Here is a 17738-nt window from a genome sequence, read left to right as displayed (position 1 = left end):
TGAATGCCTTATCGTAAAACCACCAGATACTTGCAGTACACGTCGAAACTCAAAGACGCTTTTCATCGATATATCCCGACAGCATTTCATCAAGCGCACTGAGATCTTCGGGCGCGTTGACATTTATAAACGGAGCCATGTCGCCAGACCGCACCGGAAACGTCACATTCGCGGCCCCCATGGCACGCAGTGCCCCGCCAACGCGGCGGTCTTCATCGCGAAGTTGGTTGCCAATGATACCAGCCCCGGCGCGATGCCAGATAGCAGACAGGTAGTGATCCCGTCCGGCATGGCTGGCAAAGGCTGCTTTTTTACCACCCTCTGTCGCCGCCTTAATCAATTGGGCGACCATATCATCGGGTACAATCGGGCAATCGACGGGAAAGGAAACCAGCCAGTCGACACCATCGGGCAAGCTCAATAATCCGCCCAGAATCCCGCCCAACGGCCCCAGCCCCGGTTGGGGACTGTCTGGAACGACCGGCAGATTGAATTCAGCAAAAAATGCCCCGCCTTCGTTGCTGGAAATCATCAGGTGATTGCATTGCGCGGATGCCGCGCTGATCGCATGCGCAATCAAAGGTTTGCCTGCCAGTTCACGAAACGGCTTGTTTCCGCCCATACGTCGCCCCTCGCCCCCGGCAAGAATCAATCCGGCGACTTTGGGATGATCGGACAGGCTGTTTGCATTGGCTGACATCGGCAGGATAACGTCCATTTATTTTGATCAGGATGGCATGGCAGCATTGCTGGGTAGGCATTTGCTAGTGGGGCATTCTGCCCCTATATCAAGGTAGAAGACAATGACAGCGTGCTGTCACGTGATCGGACGACCGAATACGCTTGATGATGACGACCGAGGACGGCCCCTTTGAACAAGGAGGCCGTTATGGCTTGGGTTGCATTACTTTTGGCCGGAATTCTGGAAGTTTGCTGGGCTGCGGGCCTTAAATATTCCAACGGTTTTACGAATCCCCTTCCGACAATTTTCACCCTGACGACCATGACCGGAAGTTTCTGGCTGTTGACCTTTGCCATGCGCAGCATCCCGCTTGGTACCGCCTATGCGATCTGGACCAGTATCGGTGCGGTTGGTGCGGTGATATTTGGCGTGGTGGTACTTGGCGAAATGCTGAGTGTCGCAAGGATATTGTCCATTTCCCTAATCCTTGCCGGAATTGTCGGACTTAAGCTTTTCAGTCCGGCATGATCACTATCAAATGGAAACGGGCGATCCCAAAACACCCGTTTCCCTGATTTTATTTGAATGAGGATAAATCACACCCCGGCAGGAATACCGCTGCGCTCTACTTTACGCGGAGACGTCAGCTCTTTCCATTTCGAAAGCGCCTTGTTCACTGCTGGATAAGCATCCCGCCGCACGAATTCACCATCGCCGCATTTGCCAATCACGACGCCTTCTTCAGCGGCAATCCGACCGCGGCTGATGGTGTAGCGTGGCAAACCGGTGACTTCATGGCCTTCGAACACGTTGTAATCAATTGCCGATTGCTGATGTTCGGCGGTGATGGTTTTCGATGCCTTCGGGTCCCAGACCACAAGGTCCGCATCCGCACCGACAAGAACCGCGCCCTTGCGGGGATAGACGTTCAGGATTTTGGCGATATTGGTCGAGGTCACGGCAACGAATTCGTTCATCGTCAAACGACCGGTATTGACCCCATAGGTCCACAGCAGCGGCATGCGGTCTTCAAGACCGCCGGTGCCGTTCGGGATTTTGGTAAAATCACCAACTCCCATGCGTTTCTGCTTTGTCGTGAAAGCACAATGGTCGGTCGCAACAACCTGCAAGCTGCCGGATGCCAGACCGTTCCAAAGACCGTCCTGATGCAGTTTGCTGCGGAAAGGCGGCGACATGACGCGACGGGCCGCGTGATCCCAGTCCGCGTTGGCATATTCACTTTCATCCAGAATCAGATGCTGAATCAGCGGCTCACCAAACACGCGTTTGCCATTGGCACGCGCACGGCGGATGGCTTCGTGCGCCGGTTCGCAGGACACATGCACGATATAAAGCGGCACATTGGCCATATCTGCAATCATGATCGCACGGTTACACGCCTCGCCCTCGACATCGACAGGCCGGGAATAGGCATGTGCTTCGGGCCCGTTATTGCCAGCATCAAGCAAACGTTGCTGAAGTGTCGCGACCACATCGCCGTTTTCGGCATGAACCAGCGGCATCGCGCCGAGTTCCGAACAGCGAGAGAAGGATGCAAACATTTCATCATCATCGACCATCAACGCCCCCTTATAGGCCATGAAATGCTTGAAGGTGTTGATGCCCTTTTCCTCGACAACGATTTTCATCTCGTCAAAGACCTGCTCGCCCCACCATGTGATCGCCATGTGGAAAGAATAATCGCAAACCGCCTTGGTCGATTTGTTGTCCCACGCCTGAAGCGCTTCAAGCAGCGACTGATTGGGGGCAGGCAGGCAGAAATCGACAACCATCGTCGTTCCACCGGCAACTGCGGCCTTGGTGCCGCTTTCAAAATCGTCTTCGGAATAGGTGCCCATAAAGGGCATTTCAAGATGGGTATGCGGGTCAATCCCGCCGGGCATGACATAGCAGCCGTCGGCATCAACAATCTTGTCCCCGGTCAGGTTCTGACCGATCGCGGCAATCTTGCCATCTTCAATCAGGATATCGGATTTATATGTCAGATCGGCGGTAACGATTGTTCCGCCACGAATAACCATGGACATGGGTGGCTCCTTGTCTGTCAGTCTATCGTAAGGCCCGGAAAGTTGCGGGGAAGCCCCGGCATCCCTGCCCGTTTTCAGTTTCGTCAGATGGCCTGTCACCCGGCAGGTCAGCTACACCTGCCGGGTGACAGGATCGGATCGTTACATCGACGCCTTGTCGGTGACGGCGTGGGTCCAGGCACCCTCCGGCTTTTTGGTGATAACCGGGTCGGAGCCGCCCGACAGAAGGCTATCGACGGTGCGCTGATAGGCCGCTTCGTCAAGCTTTCCGTCGTCATCCAGCAGCTTGGCGATTTCCTGCATCATGCGGATCTGATGCTTTTCTGTCTGGGCACCGGTTGCGTCGTTATCCAGAACGATCATTGCGGCGTCTTCCGGGTTTTCCTTTGCCCACTGCCAGCCTTTCATGCTCGCAGCAACAAAGCGGCCCATCTTCTCGACGAAAGCCTCGTCTTTCAGATTGTCTTCAAGAACATAAAGGCCGTCTTCAAGCGTCGCGACACCCTGATCTTCGTATTTGAAGACCTTAAGCTGATCTTCGGTGATACCGGCATCAATGACCTGCCAGTATTCGTTATAGGTCATTGTTGAAATGCAATCGGCCTGCTTTTGCAACAGCGGATCAACGTTAAAGCCCTGTTTCAGAACCGTAACACCCTTTTCGCTGCCATCGGTCGGAATGCCAAGCTTCGACATCCAGCTCAGGAAAGGATATTCATTGCCAAAGAACCAGACACCAAGCGTCCGGCCCGGGAAATCATCCGGGCTTTCAACACCGGTTTCCTTAAGGCAGGTCAGCATCATGCCCGACTTGGCAAAGGGCTGCGCAATGTTTACCAGCGCAACACCCTTTTCTCGCGATGCCAGTGCGGATGGCATCCAGTCGACAATCACATCGGCACCACCACCGGCAATAACCTGTGGCGGGGCAATGTCCGGGCCGCCCGGATTGATCGTGACGTCAAGACCGGCTTCTTCATAGAACCCCTTGTCCTGCGCCACATAGTAACCGGCGAACTGTGCCTGGGTTACCCATTTAAGCTGCAGGGTGACTTCGTCCGCTGCCATCGCCGCAAACGATGCCATACCGACACTTAACCCTAACGCAGTCGCAAATATTTTCTTCATTCGTCGATGTCTCCTCAGGTTATTGTCAAGTCCTCCCGACGGGCCGTCTTTTGATGCCTTTAATGGCGACGTACCCGAAATGACGGATGCCATGACGTCGCCTTTCTTTCGACGTAGGCCACAGCTCCGTAAAAGGCGGTCCCCGCCAGGGCCGCCAATGCAATTTCCGCCCAGACCATATCGACATTCATCCGCCCGACTTCTGTCGATATCCGGAATCCCATACCCACAATCGGGGTGCCGAAAAATTCGGCAACGATGGCGCCAATCAGCGCCAGCGTGGAGTTGATTTTAAGTGCATTAAAGACAAACGGCATTGCGGCCGGTAGCCGCAACCGAAACAGGGTCGACCAGTAACCCGACGCATAAGTCGCCATCAGGTCCTTCTCAAGCGCGCCTGCAGCATTCAACCCGGTCACGGTATTCACCAGCATCGGGAAAAACGTCATGATCACGATCACTGCCGCCTTGGATTGCCAGTCAAACCCGAACCACATCACCATGATCGGTGCCACACCGATGATCGGCAGGGCAGACACCATATTGCCCAACGGCAAAAGCCCCCGTTTCAGAAACGGTACCCGATCCACCGCAATCGCCACGATAAAGGCACTGCCGCAACCGATCACATAGCCGCTGATCACGGCCTTGATGAAGGTCTGATGGAAATCGGCAGCCAGAATGTCGGTCGAATTGACAAAGCGAACGCCAATGGCACTTGGCGCAGGCAGCAAAACCTGCGGCACGCCAAAACCGGCCACGATCACTTCCCAAAGGAACAGCAACCAGACACCAAACGCGATTGGCACCAGAATATTCGCCGATTGCTGTTTGGCAGTTTCAAGGCTGCGATAGCGCGCAACAACATCAATCCCCCGCCAGACAAACGCCCAAAGCGACAGGATAAACAACCAGAACCCGGTTCCAGCGTGACCGGCAATACCATAATCATAAAGTGCTTCAATCGCCTGCCAGCAGCCAAACACCGCCACCGCAAGGATGATCGCCGCATACTGAATGTGCCCCACACCAAGCCACGTAAATGCAGCACCGGCAATCACGCATAGTGCCATCGCCACCGCAATACCGGAAATGTCGCTGACAAAGGCGATCTGCTTGCCGCTTTCCGGATCAACCCCGCTCAGCGGAAAGATCAAAGCCAGCAAAGCCGCGATTGCCGCAACCAGACAGAATTTATCAAGTTTCACGTCGGTCATCCGCGTACTCCCATCCGGGCAAGAACGCGACGTTCACACCAGCCGACCAACACCACCATAATCGCGGCAACGAAGGCCGCCGTCAGTAATGCCGACCAGATCTGGATCGTCTGCCCGTAGTAGGACCCGGCCAAAAGGCGTGCGCCCAGCCCTGCCTGTGCCCCCGTCGGCAATTCACCGACAATTGCCCCCACCAGACTGATCGCAATCGCGACCTTCAGGCTGGCAAACAGATAGGGCATCGCCGATGGCAATCGCAACGCCCAGAAGGTCTGCCATTTCGAGGCATTATAGGTCCGCATCAGATCAAGCTGGATCACCTGCGGCGACCGCAGCCCTTTGACCATGCTGATCGTCACCGGGAAGAAACACAGATAGGTCGAAATAATCGCCTTTGGCACCAGTCCCTTAAGGCCAATCGCGCCCAGCACAACGACAATCATCGGTGCAATCGCAAGGATCGGAATGGTCTGGGATGAAATCACCCACGGCATCAGACTTTTTTCAAGTGTGATCACATGAACAATTCCGACCGCCAGCAGAATGCCAAGTGCGGTTCCGATCACAAACCCCAGCAGAGTCGATGAAAGCGTCACCCAGGTATGGTAAACCAGCGACCGTTTCGACGTGATCGCAGTCGCAAAAATGGTTTTATACATTTCCTGCGCGACCTGATGCGGGGCCGGAAGGATCGGTCGTTCCTGCGCCAGTGTATCTTCGATCAAACGCGTCGTTGTCCAGATTTCCCCGGCACGGTTATAGCGGTCAATCTGGGTCGGCGCGTTCATGAACACCGCCCCGATATACCAGATGACAAACAGCGCAATCAGCACCACCGTCACCGGACCAGCCTGCCCGGACATCAAACGCGACCAGAGCGATGCACCGCCCATCGCACCATTCATCGTTGCGGCATTACTCGTCATAGCTATGCCCTGCCCGCAGCCCTTCGCGCACACGATGGGCGACTTCCAAGAATTCTGGCGTTTCGCGGATGTCAAGGCCTCGATCCTTCGGGAAATCGGTTTTGATCACATCAATGATCCGGCCCGGCCTTGGCGACATCACAATGATCTTGGTCGACAGGTAAACCGCCTCGGGGATCGAATGGGTGACAAAGGCCACCGTCTTGTTGGTCCGCGCCCACAATTTCAGAAGCTGTTCGTTCAGATGATCGCGCACAATCTCATCCAGCGCCCCGAACGGCTCATCCATCAGAAGCAGATCGGCATCGAAGCTCAGCGCACGCGCAATTGATGCACGTTGCTGCATCCCGCCCGAAAGTTGCCACGGGAATTTCTTTTCAAACCCGTTCAGTTCGACAAGTTTAAGTGCCTCGTGCCCCCGCTTGATGCGTTCTTCGCGGGGAATTTCCATAATTTCCAGCGGCAGGGTCACATTGCGTTCAATCGAGCGCCACGGCAGCAATGCCGGTGCCTGAAACACATAGCCATAGGCACGATTTTCACGCGCTTCCTGCGGGGAAACGCCATTGATCGAAATATCGCCACCCGTGGCTTTTTCCAAATCGGCAATCACACGTAACAGCGTGGTCTTGCCACAGCCCGACGGGCCAATAAAGGAAACGAACTCGCCGCGTTCGATTTTCAGATCAACATCAGACAGGGCATAGACCGGCCCGTCAGCGGTTTGAAAGGTCAACGACAGTTTTTGAATATCAACAACTGCGTCCGTGGATGCGGGCATTTGCGCCACATTATTGACGACTGCTTTTAACGTCATGGGGTATCCCCTGATCGAATGTCTCTCTAAAGCCTCCCTCAGGGTCGTTGCCCTGAACCTTGCCGACTTGTCTTTTGCCCGGTCATTTGGCGCCGGAATATAAAATGTCGGTCAAAGCAAAACGGCGAGCGGGACACATGCTCCGTTCGCCGTTAAATCTCAGTTGCCGTCGGTCAGGCGGGTATAGGTCGAAGGCCGACGGTCGCGGAAAAACTGCCATGTGTTCCGCACTTCACGTACCATGGACATATCCATGTCATGCACGATCAGTTCGTCCTGATCGCGCGATGCTTCCTTTTCAATCACGCCACGCGGATTGACAAAATAGCTCTGGCCGTAAAACTCGCCAATGTTCCACGGCATTTCCCGGCCAACCCGGTTGATCGCCCCGATATAACATCCGTTGGCAACTGCCGATGCGGGTTGTTCCAGCTTCCACAGATGTTCCGAAAGCCCGGCCACGGTTGCCGACGGATTGACGATATATTCCGCACCATTTAACGCCAGCGCACGCCAGCCTTCCGGGAAGTGTCGGTCATAGCAGATATAAACGCCAAGCTTGCAATATTGGGTATCAAACACCGGCCAGTCCGAAACGCCGGGCTTGAAGAAAAACTTCTCCCAGAAACCGGCAACCTGCGGAATATGGGTTTTGCGATATTTGCCAAGATAGGTCCCGTCGGCATCAATCACGGCGGCGGTGTTGTAATACACACCGGTAATTTCCTGCTCGTAGATCGGAACGACGATGACCATTTTATGCTTTTTGGCCAGTTCGCACATCAACTGCGTGGTCGGGCCATTCGGGATTTCTTCGGCCGCGGCGTACCATTTCGCATCCTGGCTGGGACAGAAATAGGGTTGTGTGAAAACTTCCTGAAAACACAAAACCTGCACGCCCTGCCGCCCTGCCTCTTCGATATAGGGCAGATGCGCGTCGATCATGGCCTGACGAATTTCGTCTGGCGACTGTTCGGTTGAACCCTTAAAGCTCATCTGAATCAGTCCGCCTCTCAGCATAGACATCCGAGATACCTCCTTGATCTGATATGTGCCATATGCCGGCTTTTGCCGATCTTGTGGCTTGGTCCGGTTTGCGTCCCCAATTCCCATGATGGGACGCAAACCGGAAAATCGTGAAACGTAACGTCTCCTTCGGGCTTTCGCCCACCCTGTCCGCAGCGGAACAGGGGAAAAAATCCCTAGTCGATTTCTTTCAGCACATCGCGCAGCGTGCCAAACAGCTGATCGATATGTGATTTTTCAATGATCAGCGGCGGCGAAAGCGCAATGATATCGCCCGTCGTGCGGATCAGAATGCCCTTCTCGAACGCCTGCAGGAACGCGCTGAAGGCGCGCTTGGTCGGGAAACCTTCGATCCCTTCAAGCTCGATCGCGCCGATCAGGCCAAGGTTACGAATATCCTTGACCTTCGGCAGATCAATCAGGCTGTGAACCGCATCTTCCCAATATTGACCAAGTTCCTGCCCTCTGGTGTAAAGGCCGTCCTCTTCATAGGTCTCAAGCGTCGCAAGGCCCGCCGCACAGGCAACCGGATTGCCCGAATAGGTGTAACCATGGAAAAGCTCGATCATGTTTTCCGGGCCGGACATAAAGGTATCATGGATGTCGTCGGTCGCGAAAACAGCCCCCATCGGGATTGTCCCGTTGGTAAGCCCCTTTGCCGTTGTCACCAGATCCGGCTGAACACCGAAATAATCAACGGCAAACGGGGCACCAAGGCGACCAAAACCGGTAATGACTTCATCAAAGATCAGAAGAATACCATGCTTGGTGCAAATCTCGCGCAGGCGTTCCAGATAGCCTTTTGGCGGGATCAGAACACCGGTCGACCCAGCAACCGGTTCGACAATCACAGCAGCGATGGTCGACGGATCATGAAGCGCGCAAATACGTTCCAGATCATCGGCCAGAAACGCACCATGTTCCGGCTGGCCGCGGGTAACGCCGTTTTCGTCAGGCAGATAGGTGTGACGGATATGGTCAACCCCGCCCAGCATCTGGCCAAAGGTCTTGCGGTTGCCCGAAATACCACCAACCGAAATACCGCCAAAGTTAACACCGTGATAGCCGCGTTCACGACCGATCAAACGGGTCCGCTGCCCATCCCCGCGTGCCCGGTGATAGGCAATCGCGATTTTAAGTGCGGTTTCAACCGATTCAGAACCGGAATTGGTATAAAAAACATGGTTCAAATCGCCCGGCATAAGCTGCGCCAGACGGCTGGCAAGCTCGAACGCCTTGGGATGGCCCATCTGGAATGCCGGGGCATAATCCAGTTCGTCCATCTGTGCCTTGACCGCCTCGACGATCTTGGGACGCTTGTGACCTGCGTTGCAGCACCAAAGCCCAGCAGTACCGTCCAGAATCTGGCGGTTGTCATCGGTCTGGTAATACATGCCTTCCGCACTGACAAGCAAGCGTGGGGCCTGCTTGAACTGGCGGTTTGCCGTAAACGGCATCCAGAATGCCGAAAGATCGTTCGGCCGACTGATTTTCGTGGTGGCTGTCATAAAAAGGTCTCCCGTACCTTTCTTGTGCTTCCCTGACATCGTTCTGACGGACAAAATCCGTGACCAAACCAATGTCCGACTTTATTTAATATCCATCACACCCCGGATGCGTGATATGTCGCACACAGGATGGTCAGAACTGCACCGCATGGCGGCACAGGAAAAAATCGTTAGCACGGGAATCTCCCATGCACTAGCGCTTTAAAGTCACCGGGAACTGGTTTCGAATTTTCGACTGCCAAATGCCATTTCAGCGACCCTGATTTTTGTTTACGGCACCGAATTTCTGTTTATCTTTCACCGGAGTTGTTCAAAATTCTGGACATCTCTGGTTGGTTCGGCGCGTATTTTAGACTTGCTTTTTAGTATCTAAAGTAGAGATTATTTTAACCTGACCAAACGGTCAAGATAAATGACGCAATTTCGGGGAACGTCGATGAGTGCAGTCAAATCCGGGCAAAACGGCGCACATAAAGCCGCCATTCGCCAGGAAAACGAAGAGCAAATTCTTGCCGCTGCCGAGCTGGTTTTTGCCGATTACGGCTTCAAGGGCGCAACCACCGCGCGGATTGCCGAAATTGCCAAGGTGCCCAAGGCCAATGTGCATTACTATTTCAGCACCAAGGAAGCCCTTTACCGACGGATCATGGAAGACATTTGCGATCATTGGCTTGAAGCGGCAATGACATTTGAAAACAGTTCCGACCCGGCCGAAATTCTGCGCGGCTATATCGAAGCCAAGATGGATCTGTCGCGTGCCCGCCCGCACGGTTCGCGCGTCTGGGCGCACGAAATCATCCGTGGTGCAAAGTTCTCGTCCGACTACATTTCAACCACAGTCAAAAACTGGCTTGATAGCCGCGTGGTGGTAATCAATCGCTGGATCACAGAAGGCAAGATGGACAAGGTCGAACCCTACTCGCTAATGTATATGATCTTTGCCACAACCCAGCATTACGCCGACTTTGCCCGTCAGATCGAAATCTTCAATAACGATCACCCGTTATCGGATACCCAATTCGCCGAGGCCAAGGAAAATGTCGTGCGCATCATCCTGAAAGGCGTCGGGCTGTCTTAAAGACAACCACAGCAACAAAGCTGCCTGCCCCACACTAACGAATAGTTGAAAAATATACCCATCCCCCAAATCTGAAATCGACAAACACTGATCTATTTTCAACGGGGGCCAGCATGCATTTTCAACGCGTATTCATGTACGCGACCGGATTTGGCATCATGCCTATGCTTATTCTGACGTGCATGGTCCTGTCCGCAATCACCAATCATGCCCATGCCGCATCTGATACCTGCAAACAGATTGTCGTTGGTGGTGCGGCAGGATGGGAACCGATTTCTTACTTCGACAGCAATGGCCATGCACAAGGCATTTCGATTGATATCCTGCGTCGATACACGCAGGAAAACAATATCAGTCTGAAAGTACATTTTGAAATCCCGTGGAACCGGTCGATCCAGATGCTCGAAGCCGGTGAAATAGATGTGATGGCAGGCGCCTATTCCACGGCCGAACGGGCGATGACTTTCATCTATTCCCTTCCGTATGCATTCGATGATGTCATGGTCTTTCAGCATGTTGACCGACAATTTTCCGTGCAAAACATAGAAAGCCTGATCGGTCACAGCGGTGCCCGCCCGCAAGGCGGAAGCTACGGCGATTTCATTGACCGGTATGCCAATGATCGGCTCGACATGATTTATTCACCAACCGGCAACCGCATATTCGATATCCTGATGAACGGGCGGGTCGATTATGTGTTGCTCGGGCGGTATGACGGCATGGCCAATGTCGCGATTGATGATATCGAGCAACAGGTGATTGCCATTGAACCACCACTGGCAGTGAATGAAGTTCAATTCATGTTTTCGCGCAGCAGCCCGTGCGTTCCGCACATCGCCCGGATCAACGACTTGATCACGGAACTCGACAGCAACGGACAACTTTCCGAATGGGTCGCCCTTCACCTGCCCAAATCCAACAGCAACTGACAAAAAAAGACCGGCACAAGGGCCGGTCCAGTCTGGAGTATTCAGGGGAGGTTCTCGATATCGCTTAAACCGACTGTGTCATGACCGTTTCATCGGCTTTGGCCAGAACGGCATGCAGCAAAACCTGCCCGCCTGCATCCGACCAATGCTTATGAACTTCTTCAATCTCGTTATGTGAAATGCCATCAACACACGGGATAAAGATCATCGCCGTCGGGGTCACTTGCGCCAGGTAGCACGCATCATGACCGGCACCCGACACGATCTCGCGAGCGGAATATCCGCCGATTTCGACAGCATTGCGGACCGCATCGACACAGGTTTTGTCAAACGGGACCGGGGCGTAATAGAAAATCTGTTCCAACTCGGTTTTCAGGCCGATGTCGGATGCGATTTTCTCCACCCCTGCGCGAAGCGCCATATCCATATCGGCCAGGACCGCGTCGTCAGGATGGCGGAAATCGACAGTAAAGAACACCTCGCCCGGGATCACGTTGCGTGAATTGGGGTGAATCTGCATCATCCCAACCGTCGCACAGGCCAACGGGGAACGATCCAGACCGATCCTGTTGACCAGATCAACCACACGCGACGCCCCCAACAATGCATCCTTGCGGGTTTTCATCGGCGTCGGGCCGGCATGGGCCTCAACACCGGTGAACTTGATTTCGTACCAGCGCTGCCCCTGTGCATCGGTGACAATGCCGATATCCTTGCCTTCATCTTCAAGGATCGGGCCCTGTTCGATATGGGCCTCGAAATACGCGCCCATCGGATGGGCATCAATCGTGGCTTCGTCATCACCAAGATAGCCGATGCGTTTCAATTCCTCGCCCATCGTCTTGCCATCGACATCAGCGCGCGAATGGCCGTAATCAAGATCGAACACCTTGGCAAAAACGCCTGATGCCACCATTGCCGGGGCAAAGCGCGACCCTTCTTCGTTGGTCCAGCAAACGACTTCAAGCGGTGCTTCGGTTTCATATTTGGCTTCATTGAGCGTCCGGATCACTTCAAGTCCCGAAAGCACACCATAAACGCCATCATATTTTCCACCCGTCGGCTGACTATCAAGGTGGCTTCCCATAACGACAGGGGGCAGTTCAGGATTACGACCTTCACGGCGGGCAAAGATATTGCCCATCTTGTCGATACGGATCGTGCATCCCTCGGCCTTGCACCATTTGATGAACAAATCACGGCTTTCACGATCCAGATCGGTCAGCGCCAATCGGCAAACGCCATCCTTGGCAGTTTTGCCAATCTTTGCCATCTCCATCAGGCTGCCCCAAAGCCGGTCGCCATTGATCGACAGATTACGCACACTTGGTTGAACGGTCATGTAGATATCCTTTTGTCTGTCTTTCGGCTTTGGCGTTATTCAGCTGCCTGTCGCATCGGGTTTAACGGATGTTCCGGCCAGGTCATGTAAGGCTTGTCGGTTTTGACCGGCTCCATGGTGATGCAATCAGGGACCGGGCAGATGTGATAGCAAAGGTTGCAACCAACACATTCCTCGTCGATGACAACAAACTCACGGTGCCCGTCTTCCTTGACATTCATCGCAATCGCCTGATGCGATGTATCCTCGCATGCAATATGGCAACGACCACATTCGATACAATTGTCGGGGTTGATCACCGCCTTGGTATCGAAATTCATGTTAAGCTCGTTCCAATTCGCGACCTGCGGCACGGCCGCACGCGTGAACTGTTCGACACTGGTGTAACCCTTGTCATCCATCCACTGGCTCATGCCATCGATCAAATCGTCTACAACCCGGAAACCATAGATCATCGCGGCCGTGCAGACCTGCACCGCATTTGATCCCAGCGCCATGAATTCAACGGCGTCTTTCCATGTGGTAATCCCACCGATACCGGAAATATGCAGATCGCGGGTTTCCGGCGTGCGGGCAATTTCGGCGACCATGTTAAGGGCAATCGGCTTGACAGCCGATCCGCAGTAACCGCCATGCGTTCCCTTGCCATCAACCATCGGCTCGGGAACCATACTGTCCAGATCGACCGAAATGATCGAGTTAACGGTGTTAATCAGCGACACGGCATCCGCCCCGCCTTTTAACGCGGCCTCCGCCGACCACAGGATGTTGGTGATGTTTGGCGTCAGTTTGGTAAAGACCGGAATATCAACCGCATCCTTGACCCAGCGCGTGACCTGTTCGACCATTTCAGGAACCTGCCCGATGGCCGACCCCATCCCGCGTTCGCACATGCCGTGCGGGCAGCCAAGGTTAAGCTCGATCCCGTGCACGCCACTTTCGGCGATTTGTTGGGCCAAATCCTTCCACGCCCGTTCTTCAATCGGGGCCATCATCGATCCGATGATCACGTGATCGGGATATTCTTTACGGCATTCACGGATTTCCTGAAGGTTGACCGAAAGCGGCCGGTCGGAAATCAGTTCGATATTGTTGATACCAAGCAAACGGCGGTTCTGGTCATGATGCGCGCCATAGCGCGACGATACGTTAACCACCGGCGGATCGATGCCAAGTGTTTTCCAGACAACCCCGCCCCATCCGGCTTCGAATGCGCGAACAACGTTGTATTTCTTGTCGGTCGGCGGTGCGGAGGCCAGCCAGAACGGGTTCAGTGAATCGATCCCGGCAATTTTGCAGCTTAGATCAGCCATTTTCTCTCTCCCTTTCTGGCTTATGCGGTTTTAAGGAACGCGTCGATGGCAATCGCGGCCTGCTTGCCGTCTTCGACCGACTGAACTGTCAGGTCCTCGCCACTTTTGATGCAATCCCCACCAGCAAAGATGCCAGATGCGGTTGTCTGGTAATTTTCATCGACCACGATCTTGCCACCGGCGATCTCCATTCCGGCAAGATCATCTGTTTTAATTTTCTGCCCGATGGCCTTCAGGATCTGGTCGGCGCGAATTTCAAATTTCTCACCGGTGCCGACAAGCTTGCCGTTCTGAAGTTCCGTTTTCTCGAACTCCATGCCGATCAGTTTGCCATTGGCCTTGATCGCCACCGGCTTGGCCCAGTGGCGCACGACCACGCCATTGATCTTGGCCAGTTCCTGTTCATATTCTGTGGCCGACATATGTTCAGCCCCGCGGCGATAGACCAATGTGACTTCGTCCGCGCCAAGGCGTTTGGCCTGGATCGCGGCATCAATTGCGGTGTTGCCACCGCCGATCACGATCACATTATTGCCAACCGGCATGTCGGATTTCGGCTCGGTCTGGCGAAGCTGCTCGATAAAGGCAATCGCGTCATCGACACCATCAAATGCCTCTCCCGGCAGGCCAAGTTCGTTGGTCGCGCCAAGCCCGACCCCAACAAACACCGCATCATATCCGTCGCGCAAAGCCCCAAGACTGATGTCACGGCCAAGCGCCTTGCCATACTCGATCCGAATGCCGCCGATGCCCAAAAGGAATTCAACCTCTCGCTGGGCGAAATCATTGGTCATTTTGTACGCCGCAAGACCATATTCATTAAGCCCGCCCGGCTTCGCCTTGGCTTCAAACACAGTCACATCATGGCCCAGCATCGCCGCGCGATGCGCGCATGAAAGCCCCGCCGGACCGGCACCGACCACCGCAATCTGTTTACCGGTCAGGGGGGCCCGTTTGAACGGATGGGGCAATTCATCGCGCGCCATCAGGTGATCAACCGCAAAACGCTGCAGACTGCCGATTTCAACCGCGACATCTTCGGACACATTGCGCACACAGGCTTGTTCGCACAGTACTTCTGTCGGGCAGGCACGCGCACAGGTGCCACCCATGATATTGGCCGACAGGATGGTTTTGGCTGCCCCATCAGGGTTGCCGGTGCTGATTTTGCGGATGAAGCCCGGAATATCGATTGATGTCGGGCATGCCGTAACGCATGGCGCGTCATAGCAATACAGGCAGCGATTGCTTTCGGCCATGGCCTGCAAGGTGGAATAGGCCGGATGCAGATCGGAAAATCCGTCATCGGAATCATTATGGCCGATATGTCCCGAGCCGTGGATAGCACCTGATTTCGAAACTTGCTTGCCCTGCAAGATGGTCATGTTTTGTCTCCCTGCCAAAAAGGCGTCCTCTCCTGGCGTCAGCGAGAGACAAAACAAGAATGGCATTCTCAAAAAACCAGCTGCCCTTGGAAGCCTAAAAAAGCTCCGGATGGATTTATGGCGTATGCGGACGGGCGGGCCCGACCAACTCTGGGTCTTCAATCAATGACATTCTTGGCGTATCCGTCCGGCTTATTGCCGGACTGTTTCCCAGTATTCGATCTGTCGCGCCTTTTTTGAATTTCGGGTTATTCCCGGTTGATAGCGCGTACAGATGCCTCTCTCTGACCCATACAGCATGTCCAATCCTGATCATTTGGTCAAGATTAAAATTCAACACAGGATTGCAAGATGTGTGAGACATTAAAATCGCGCCTTCCTATGCATCCAAGCGCGCAGGCTTCTTTTCTGTAGTGACCGTTTCCGCGACCGAAATCACCAGTACACAAATCGACATCAAAACAACTGAAATCGCCGATGCAGCAGGCAAATCACTGCCCGTTTCCGCAATTTTGGAGTAGAGCACCAGAGGCAGGATATTTACTTGTGTCCCAACCAGAGCTAACGCCGTACCGTACGCACCAAACGCCACCGCCGATGTAAGACAGAATGCCGAGACAAAACCCGGTACAAGTTGGGGCACCAAAACATCAACATGCGCCCGAAAACCCGACGCCCCCATAGTCTTTGCAGCCTGGATCTGGCTTCGGTCGAAATTTATAAGTGGTGGCAACAAGATCATCACTACCCGCGGTATCAGATAGTATGAGTAGGCAAATCCTAAGCCGATTGGCGAGAAAATAAATCCGCCAACAACAGAAGGCTCAGCCCCGACTTCCGCCAAAAGCATTGTAACAAATCCCGCCCTGCCAAAGGTCAGAATAAATCCATAAGCAATAATCAGCCCGGAAAACGTCAGCGGCAGCGAGATCAGAAACATCAAAGCTGAGCGAAACCGTTCTGATTTTTGCGACAGATGCAAAGAGACGAAATAGCCCACGATCAAAGAAAAGAGCGGTGCGGCCAATCCGATCACCAGACTGCCACGCAACCCGGCCCAGAAAACGGGATCGGAGGCGACCCTTCCATAGGCAGAGCCACCATCCGAGAGCGAGTCAGCAACCACGAAAACCAGCGGCAAAATGAAGAACGCACCGAGAAACACCGTTGCCGGTAATGCAAGCCAGAGCAACGTGCTCTTGTGACGTCCAACCATTATCTTCATTCTCCGCTTTTCAGGTCTTTTTATTGCGTTAGAAACTCAGTCAATCACCAAGAACGGCCTTGGACCAACCGGTATCAATATCCGCCTTCAGCGCAGTCGCCTTGACGATATCAATCGGGCGAATCTGAGGGGCGTCGGGCATTTTATCAGCCACTTCTGGAGACAGCTTGACACCCGGAACCGACGGACGGACATATCCTTCGGCAAAGGTGGCCTGGCCCTCATCTGTCATGATGTAGTTGAGCCAAAGCTTTGCAGACGAAGGGTTCGGACCGTTTTTTACCATGCTGATCGCATAAGGCGCAGCCGCCGATGCTTCTTTCGGGATGACGACATCTATGTCATCCCCCATGCCGTCCTTGTATTTCGCTTTCAAGCCATCATTTTCATACCCAATCCAGATCGGAATTTCGCCTTTGAGGAACTGCGCATAGGGCGTCGTCCCGACGGTGCGCAGGACATTACCGCTGTCATGCAGACGCGCAAGGTAATCGATACCCGGCTGAATGTTATCCATATCGCCGCCGTTGCCAAATGCCGCACCAAAAACAACAACCTGCCCCTGACCAGTCGAGCGCGGATCAAGATAGACAATCGAATTCTTGTATCCGGATTTCAGAAGATCAGCCCAGCTTTCCGGGGTTTCTTTGACCAGCTTTTTGTTTACCAGAAATGCAATATTGAGCTTGTGAACGGTAAACCATTTTCCGTCTTTCTCACGAAGTTCATCCGGCAGCTTGTCAAAATTGACAGGCTCAAACGGCGCAACAACATCCTTGGCTACCGCATCAAGTGCAGAACCGGCAAAGTAATAGGCAGTATCGGCTTGCGGACGATTGCGCGACTTGTCCAGCGCAACAACAGTCGCAGCCGAGCCTAGATCGTTATAGACCATTTCAACCCCCGGATAGCGGGCCTTGAAATTCTTGAATTGTGATGACCAGTTTGCCCAGGTCGGCCCGGTATCAAATGATACAATAAGACCTTCTTCCTGCGCTTTTTCATAAAGGGCCTGTTCACCATCATAAAGCTCAGGCCCGTCAAAGGCGCTGGCGGTAAACGGCGCAAGAGATAGAGCAGCAACCAGCGCCGCCTTGAACTTGAAATTCATCGA

The 17738-nt window shown here is 53.9% G+C and carries 16 protein-coding genes; 3 read left to right on the top strand and 13 right to left on the bottom strand.

Annotated features, from left to right (window positions below):
* Window positions 1-49: 49 nt before the first annotated feature.
* Window positions 50-700 (bottom strand): NTP transferase domain-containing protein, encoded by a 651-nt coding sequence (locus ABIE64_RS21125; RefSeq protein ID WP_071240759.1) that lies wholly within the window; start codon window positions 698-700, stop codon window positions 50-52.
* Between the two features lie 189 nt (window positions 701-889).
* On the opposite strand from ABIE64_RS21125, the gene sugE reads away from it, so the two are divergent.
* Entirely contained in the window at window positions 890-1210 is a 321-nt protein-coding gene (sugE, locus tag ABIE64_RS21120; RefSeq protein WP_071240572.1) for a quaternary ammonium compound efflux SMR transporter SugE, read from the top strand.
* A 68-nt stretch (window positions 1211-1278) separates the two neighbouring features.
* Here the strand turns inward: sugE and hydA are convergent, their stop codons facing one another.
* From hydA to aptA, 7 genes are all read right to left on the bottom strand, one after another.
* A complete protein-coding gene (hydA, locus tag ABIE64_RS21115) occupies window positions 1279-2730 on the bottom strand; it encodes a dihydropyrimidinase (protein WP_071240573.1) in 1452 nt (483 codons plus the stop codon).
* 141 nt (window positions 2731-2871) lie between these two features.
* Window positions 2872-3858 carry an ABC transporter substrate-binding protein gene (locus tag ABIE64_RS21110; RefSeq protein ID WP_071240574.1) on the bottom strand — a complete coding sequence of 329 codons (987 nt, stop codon included), beginning with the start codon at window positions 3856-3858 and terminating at the stop codon, window positions 2872-2874.
* A gap of 59 nt (window positions 3859-3917) precedes the next feature.
* Window positions 3918-5075 carry an ABC transporter permease gene (locus tag ABIE64_RS21105; RefSeq protein ID WP_341364213.1) on the bottom strand — a complete coding sequence of 386 codons (1158 nt, stop codon included), beginning with the start codon at window positions 5073-5075 and terminating at the stop codon, window positions 3918-3920.
* On the bottom strand, window positions 5072-6001 hold the full coding sequence (locus ABIE64_RS21100) for an ABC transporter permease (RefSeq protein WP_354378529.1): 930 nt from the start codon (window positions 5999-6001) through the stop codon (window positions 5072-5074). Before ABIE64_RS21100 ends, ABIE64_RS21105 begins: the two co-directional genes overlap by 4 nt.
* Window positions 5991-6782, bottom strand: a complete 792-nt coding sequence (locus tag ABIE64_RS21095; protein ID WP_354378540.1) for an ABC transporter ATP-binding protein — start codon at window positions 6780-6782, stop codon at window positions 5991-5993. The genes ABIE64_RS21100 and ABIE64_RS21095 overlap by 11 nt, the downstream gene beginning before the upstream one ends.
* Before the next feature lie 195 nt (window positions 6783-6977).
* The gene (locus ABIE64_RS21090; protein WP_354378528.1) at window positions 6978-7844 is read right to left on the bottom strand and encodes a nitrilase-related carbon-nitrogen hydrolase; all 867 of its coding nucleotides are present in this window, start codon (window positions 7842-7844) and stop codon (window positions 6978-6980) included.
* A gap of 176 nt (window positions 7845-8020) precedes the next feature.
* Window positions 8021-9352: an omega-aminotransferase AptA gene (gene aptA, locus ABIE64_RS21085; protein ID WP_037988716.1), complete on the bottom strand. Its 1332-nt coding sequence runs from the start codon at window positions 9350-9352 to the stop codon at window positions 8021-8023.
* Window positions 9353-9788: 436 nt separating this feature from the next.
* Between aptA and ABIE64_RS21080 the strand changes: the two genes are divergently transcribed.
* Both ABIE64_RS21080 and ABIE64_RS21075 read left to right on the top strand, forming a co-directional pair.
* Complete coding sequence (locus ABIE64_RS21080) at window positions 9789-10430, top strand: TetR/AcrR family transcriptional regulator (protein WP_037988647.1); 642 nt, start codon at window positions 9789-9791, stop codon at window positions 10428-10430.
* A gap of 158 nt (window positions 10431-10588) precedes the next feature.
* Window positions 10589-11359 (top strand): substrate-binding periplasmic protein, encoded by a 771-nt coding sequence (locus ABIE64_RS21075; RefSeq protein WP_354378527.1) that lies wholly within the window; start codon window positions 10589-10591, stop codon window positions 11357-11359.
* A gap of 64 nt (window positions 11360-11423) precedes the next feature.
* On the opposite strand, the gene ABIE64_RS21070 is transcribed toward ABIE64_RS21075, so the two are convergent.
* The 5 genes from ABIE64_RS21070 to ABIE64_RS21050 all read right to left on the bottom strand — a co-directional run bounded on the left by ABIE64_RS21070 (window position 11424) and on the right by ABIE64_RS21050 (window position 17735).
* Window positions 11424-12701 carry a Zn-dependent hydrolase gene (locus tag ABIE64_RS21070; RefSeq protein ID WP_354378526.1) on the bottom strand — a complete coding sequence of 426 codons (1278 nt, stop codon included), beginning with the start codon at window positions 12699-12701 and terminating at the stop codon, window positions 11424-11426.
* Between the two features lie 35 nt (window positions 12702-12736).
* Window positions 12737-14014 carry an NAD-dependent dihydropyrimidine dehydrogenase subunit PreA gene (preA, locus tag ABIE64_RS21065; protein ID WP_063094646.1) on the bottom strand — a complete coding sequence of 426 codons (1278 nt, stop codon included), beginning with the start codon at window positions 14012-14014 and terminating at the stop codon, window positions 12737-12739.
* Between the two features lie 20 nt (window positions 14015-14034).
* Window positions 14035-15399 carry an NAD(P)-dependent oxidoreductase gene (locus ABIE64_RS21060; RefSeq protein WP_354378525.1) on the bottom strand — a complete coding sequence of 455 codons (1365 nt, stop codon included), beginning with the start codon at window positions 15397-15399 and terminating at the stop codon, window positions 14035-14037.
* Window positions 15400-15778: 379 nt separating this feature from the next.
* Window positions 15779-16615, bottom strand: coding sequence for an ABC transporter permease (locus ABIE64_RS21055; RefSeq protein ID WP_007091548.1), 837 nt, complete (start codon window positions 16613-16615; stop codon window positions 15779-15781).
* Window positions 16616-16664: 49 nt separating this feature from the next.
* A complete protein-coding gene (locus ABIE64_RS21050; RefSeq protein WP_037988636.1) occupies window positions 16665-17735 on the bottom strand; it encodes an extracellular solute-binding protein in 1071 nt (356 codons plus the stop codon).
* Window positions 17736-17738: the final 3 nt, after the last annotated feature.

It is taken from the genome of Thalassospira sp. MBR-102, from assembly GCF_040549275.1.
GTDB lineage: Bacteria > Pseudomonadota > Alphaproteobacteria > Rhodospirillales > Thalassospiraceae > Thalassospira > Thalassospira xiamenensis.
This window is presented reverse-complemented; position numbering and strand designations above follow the sequence as displayed.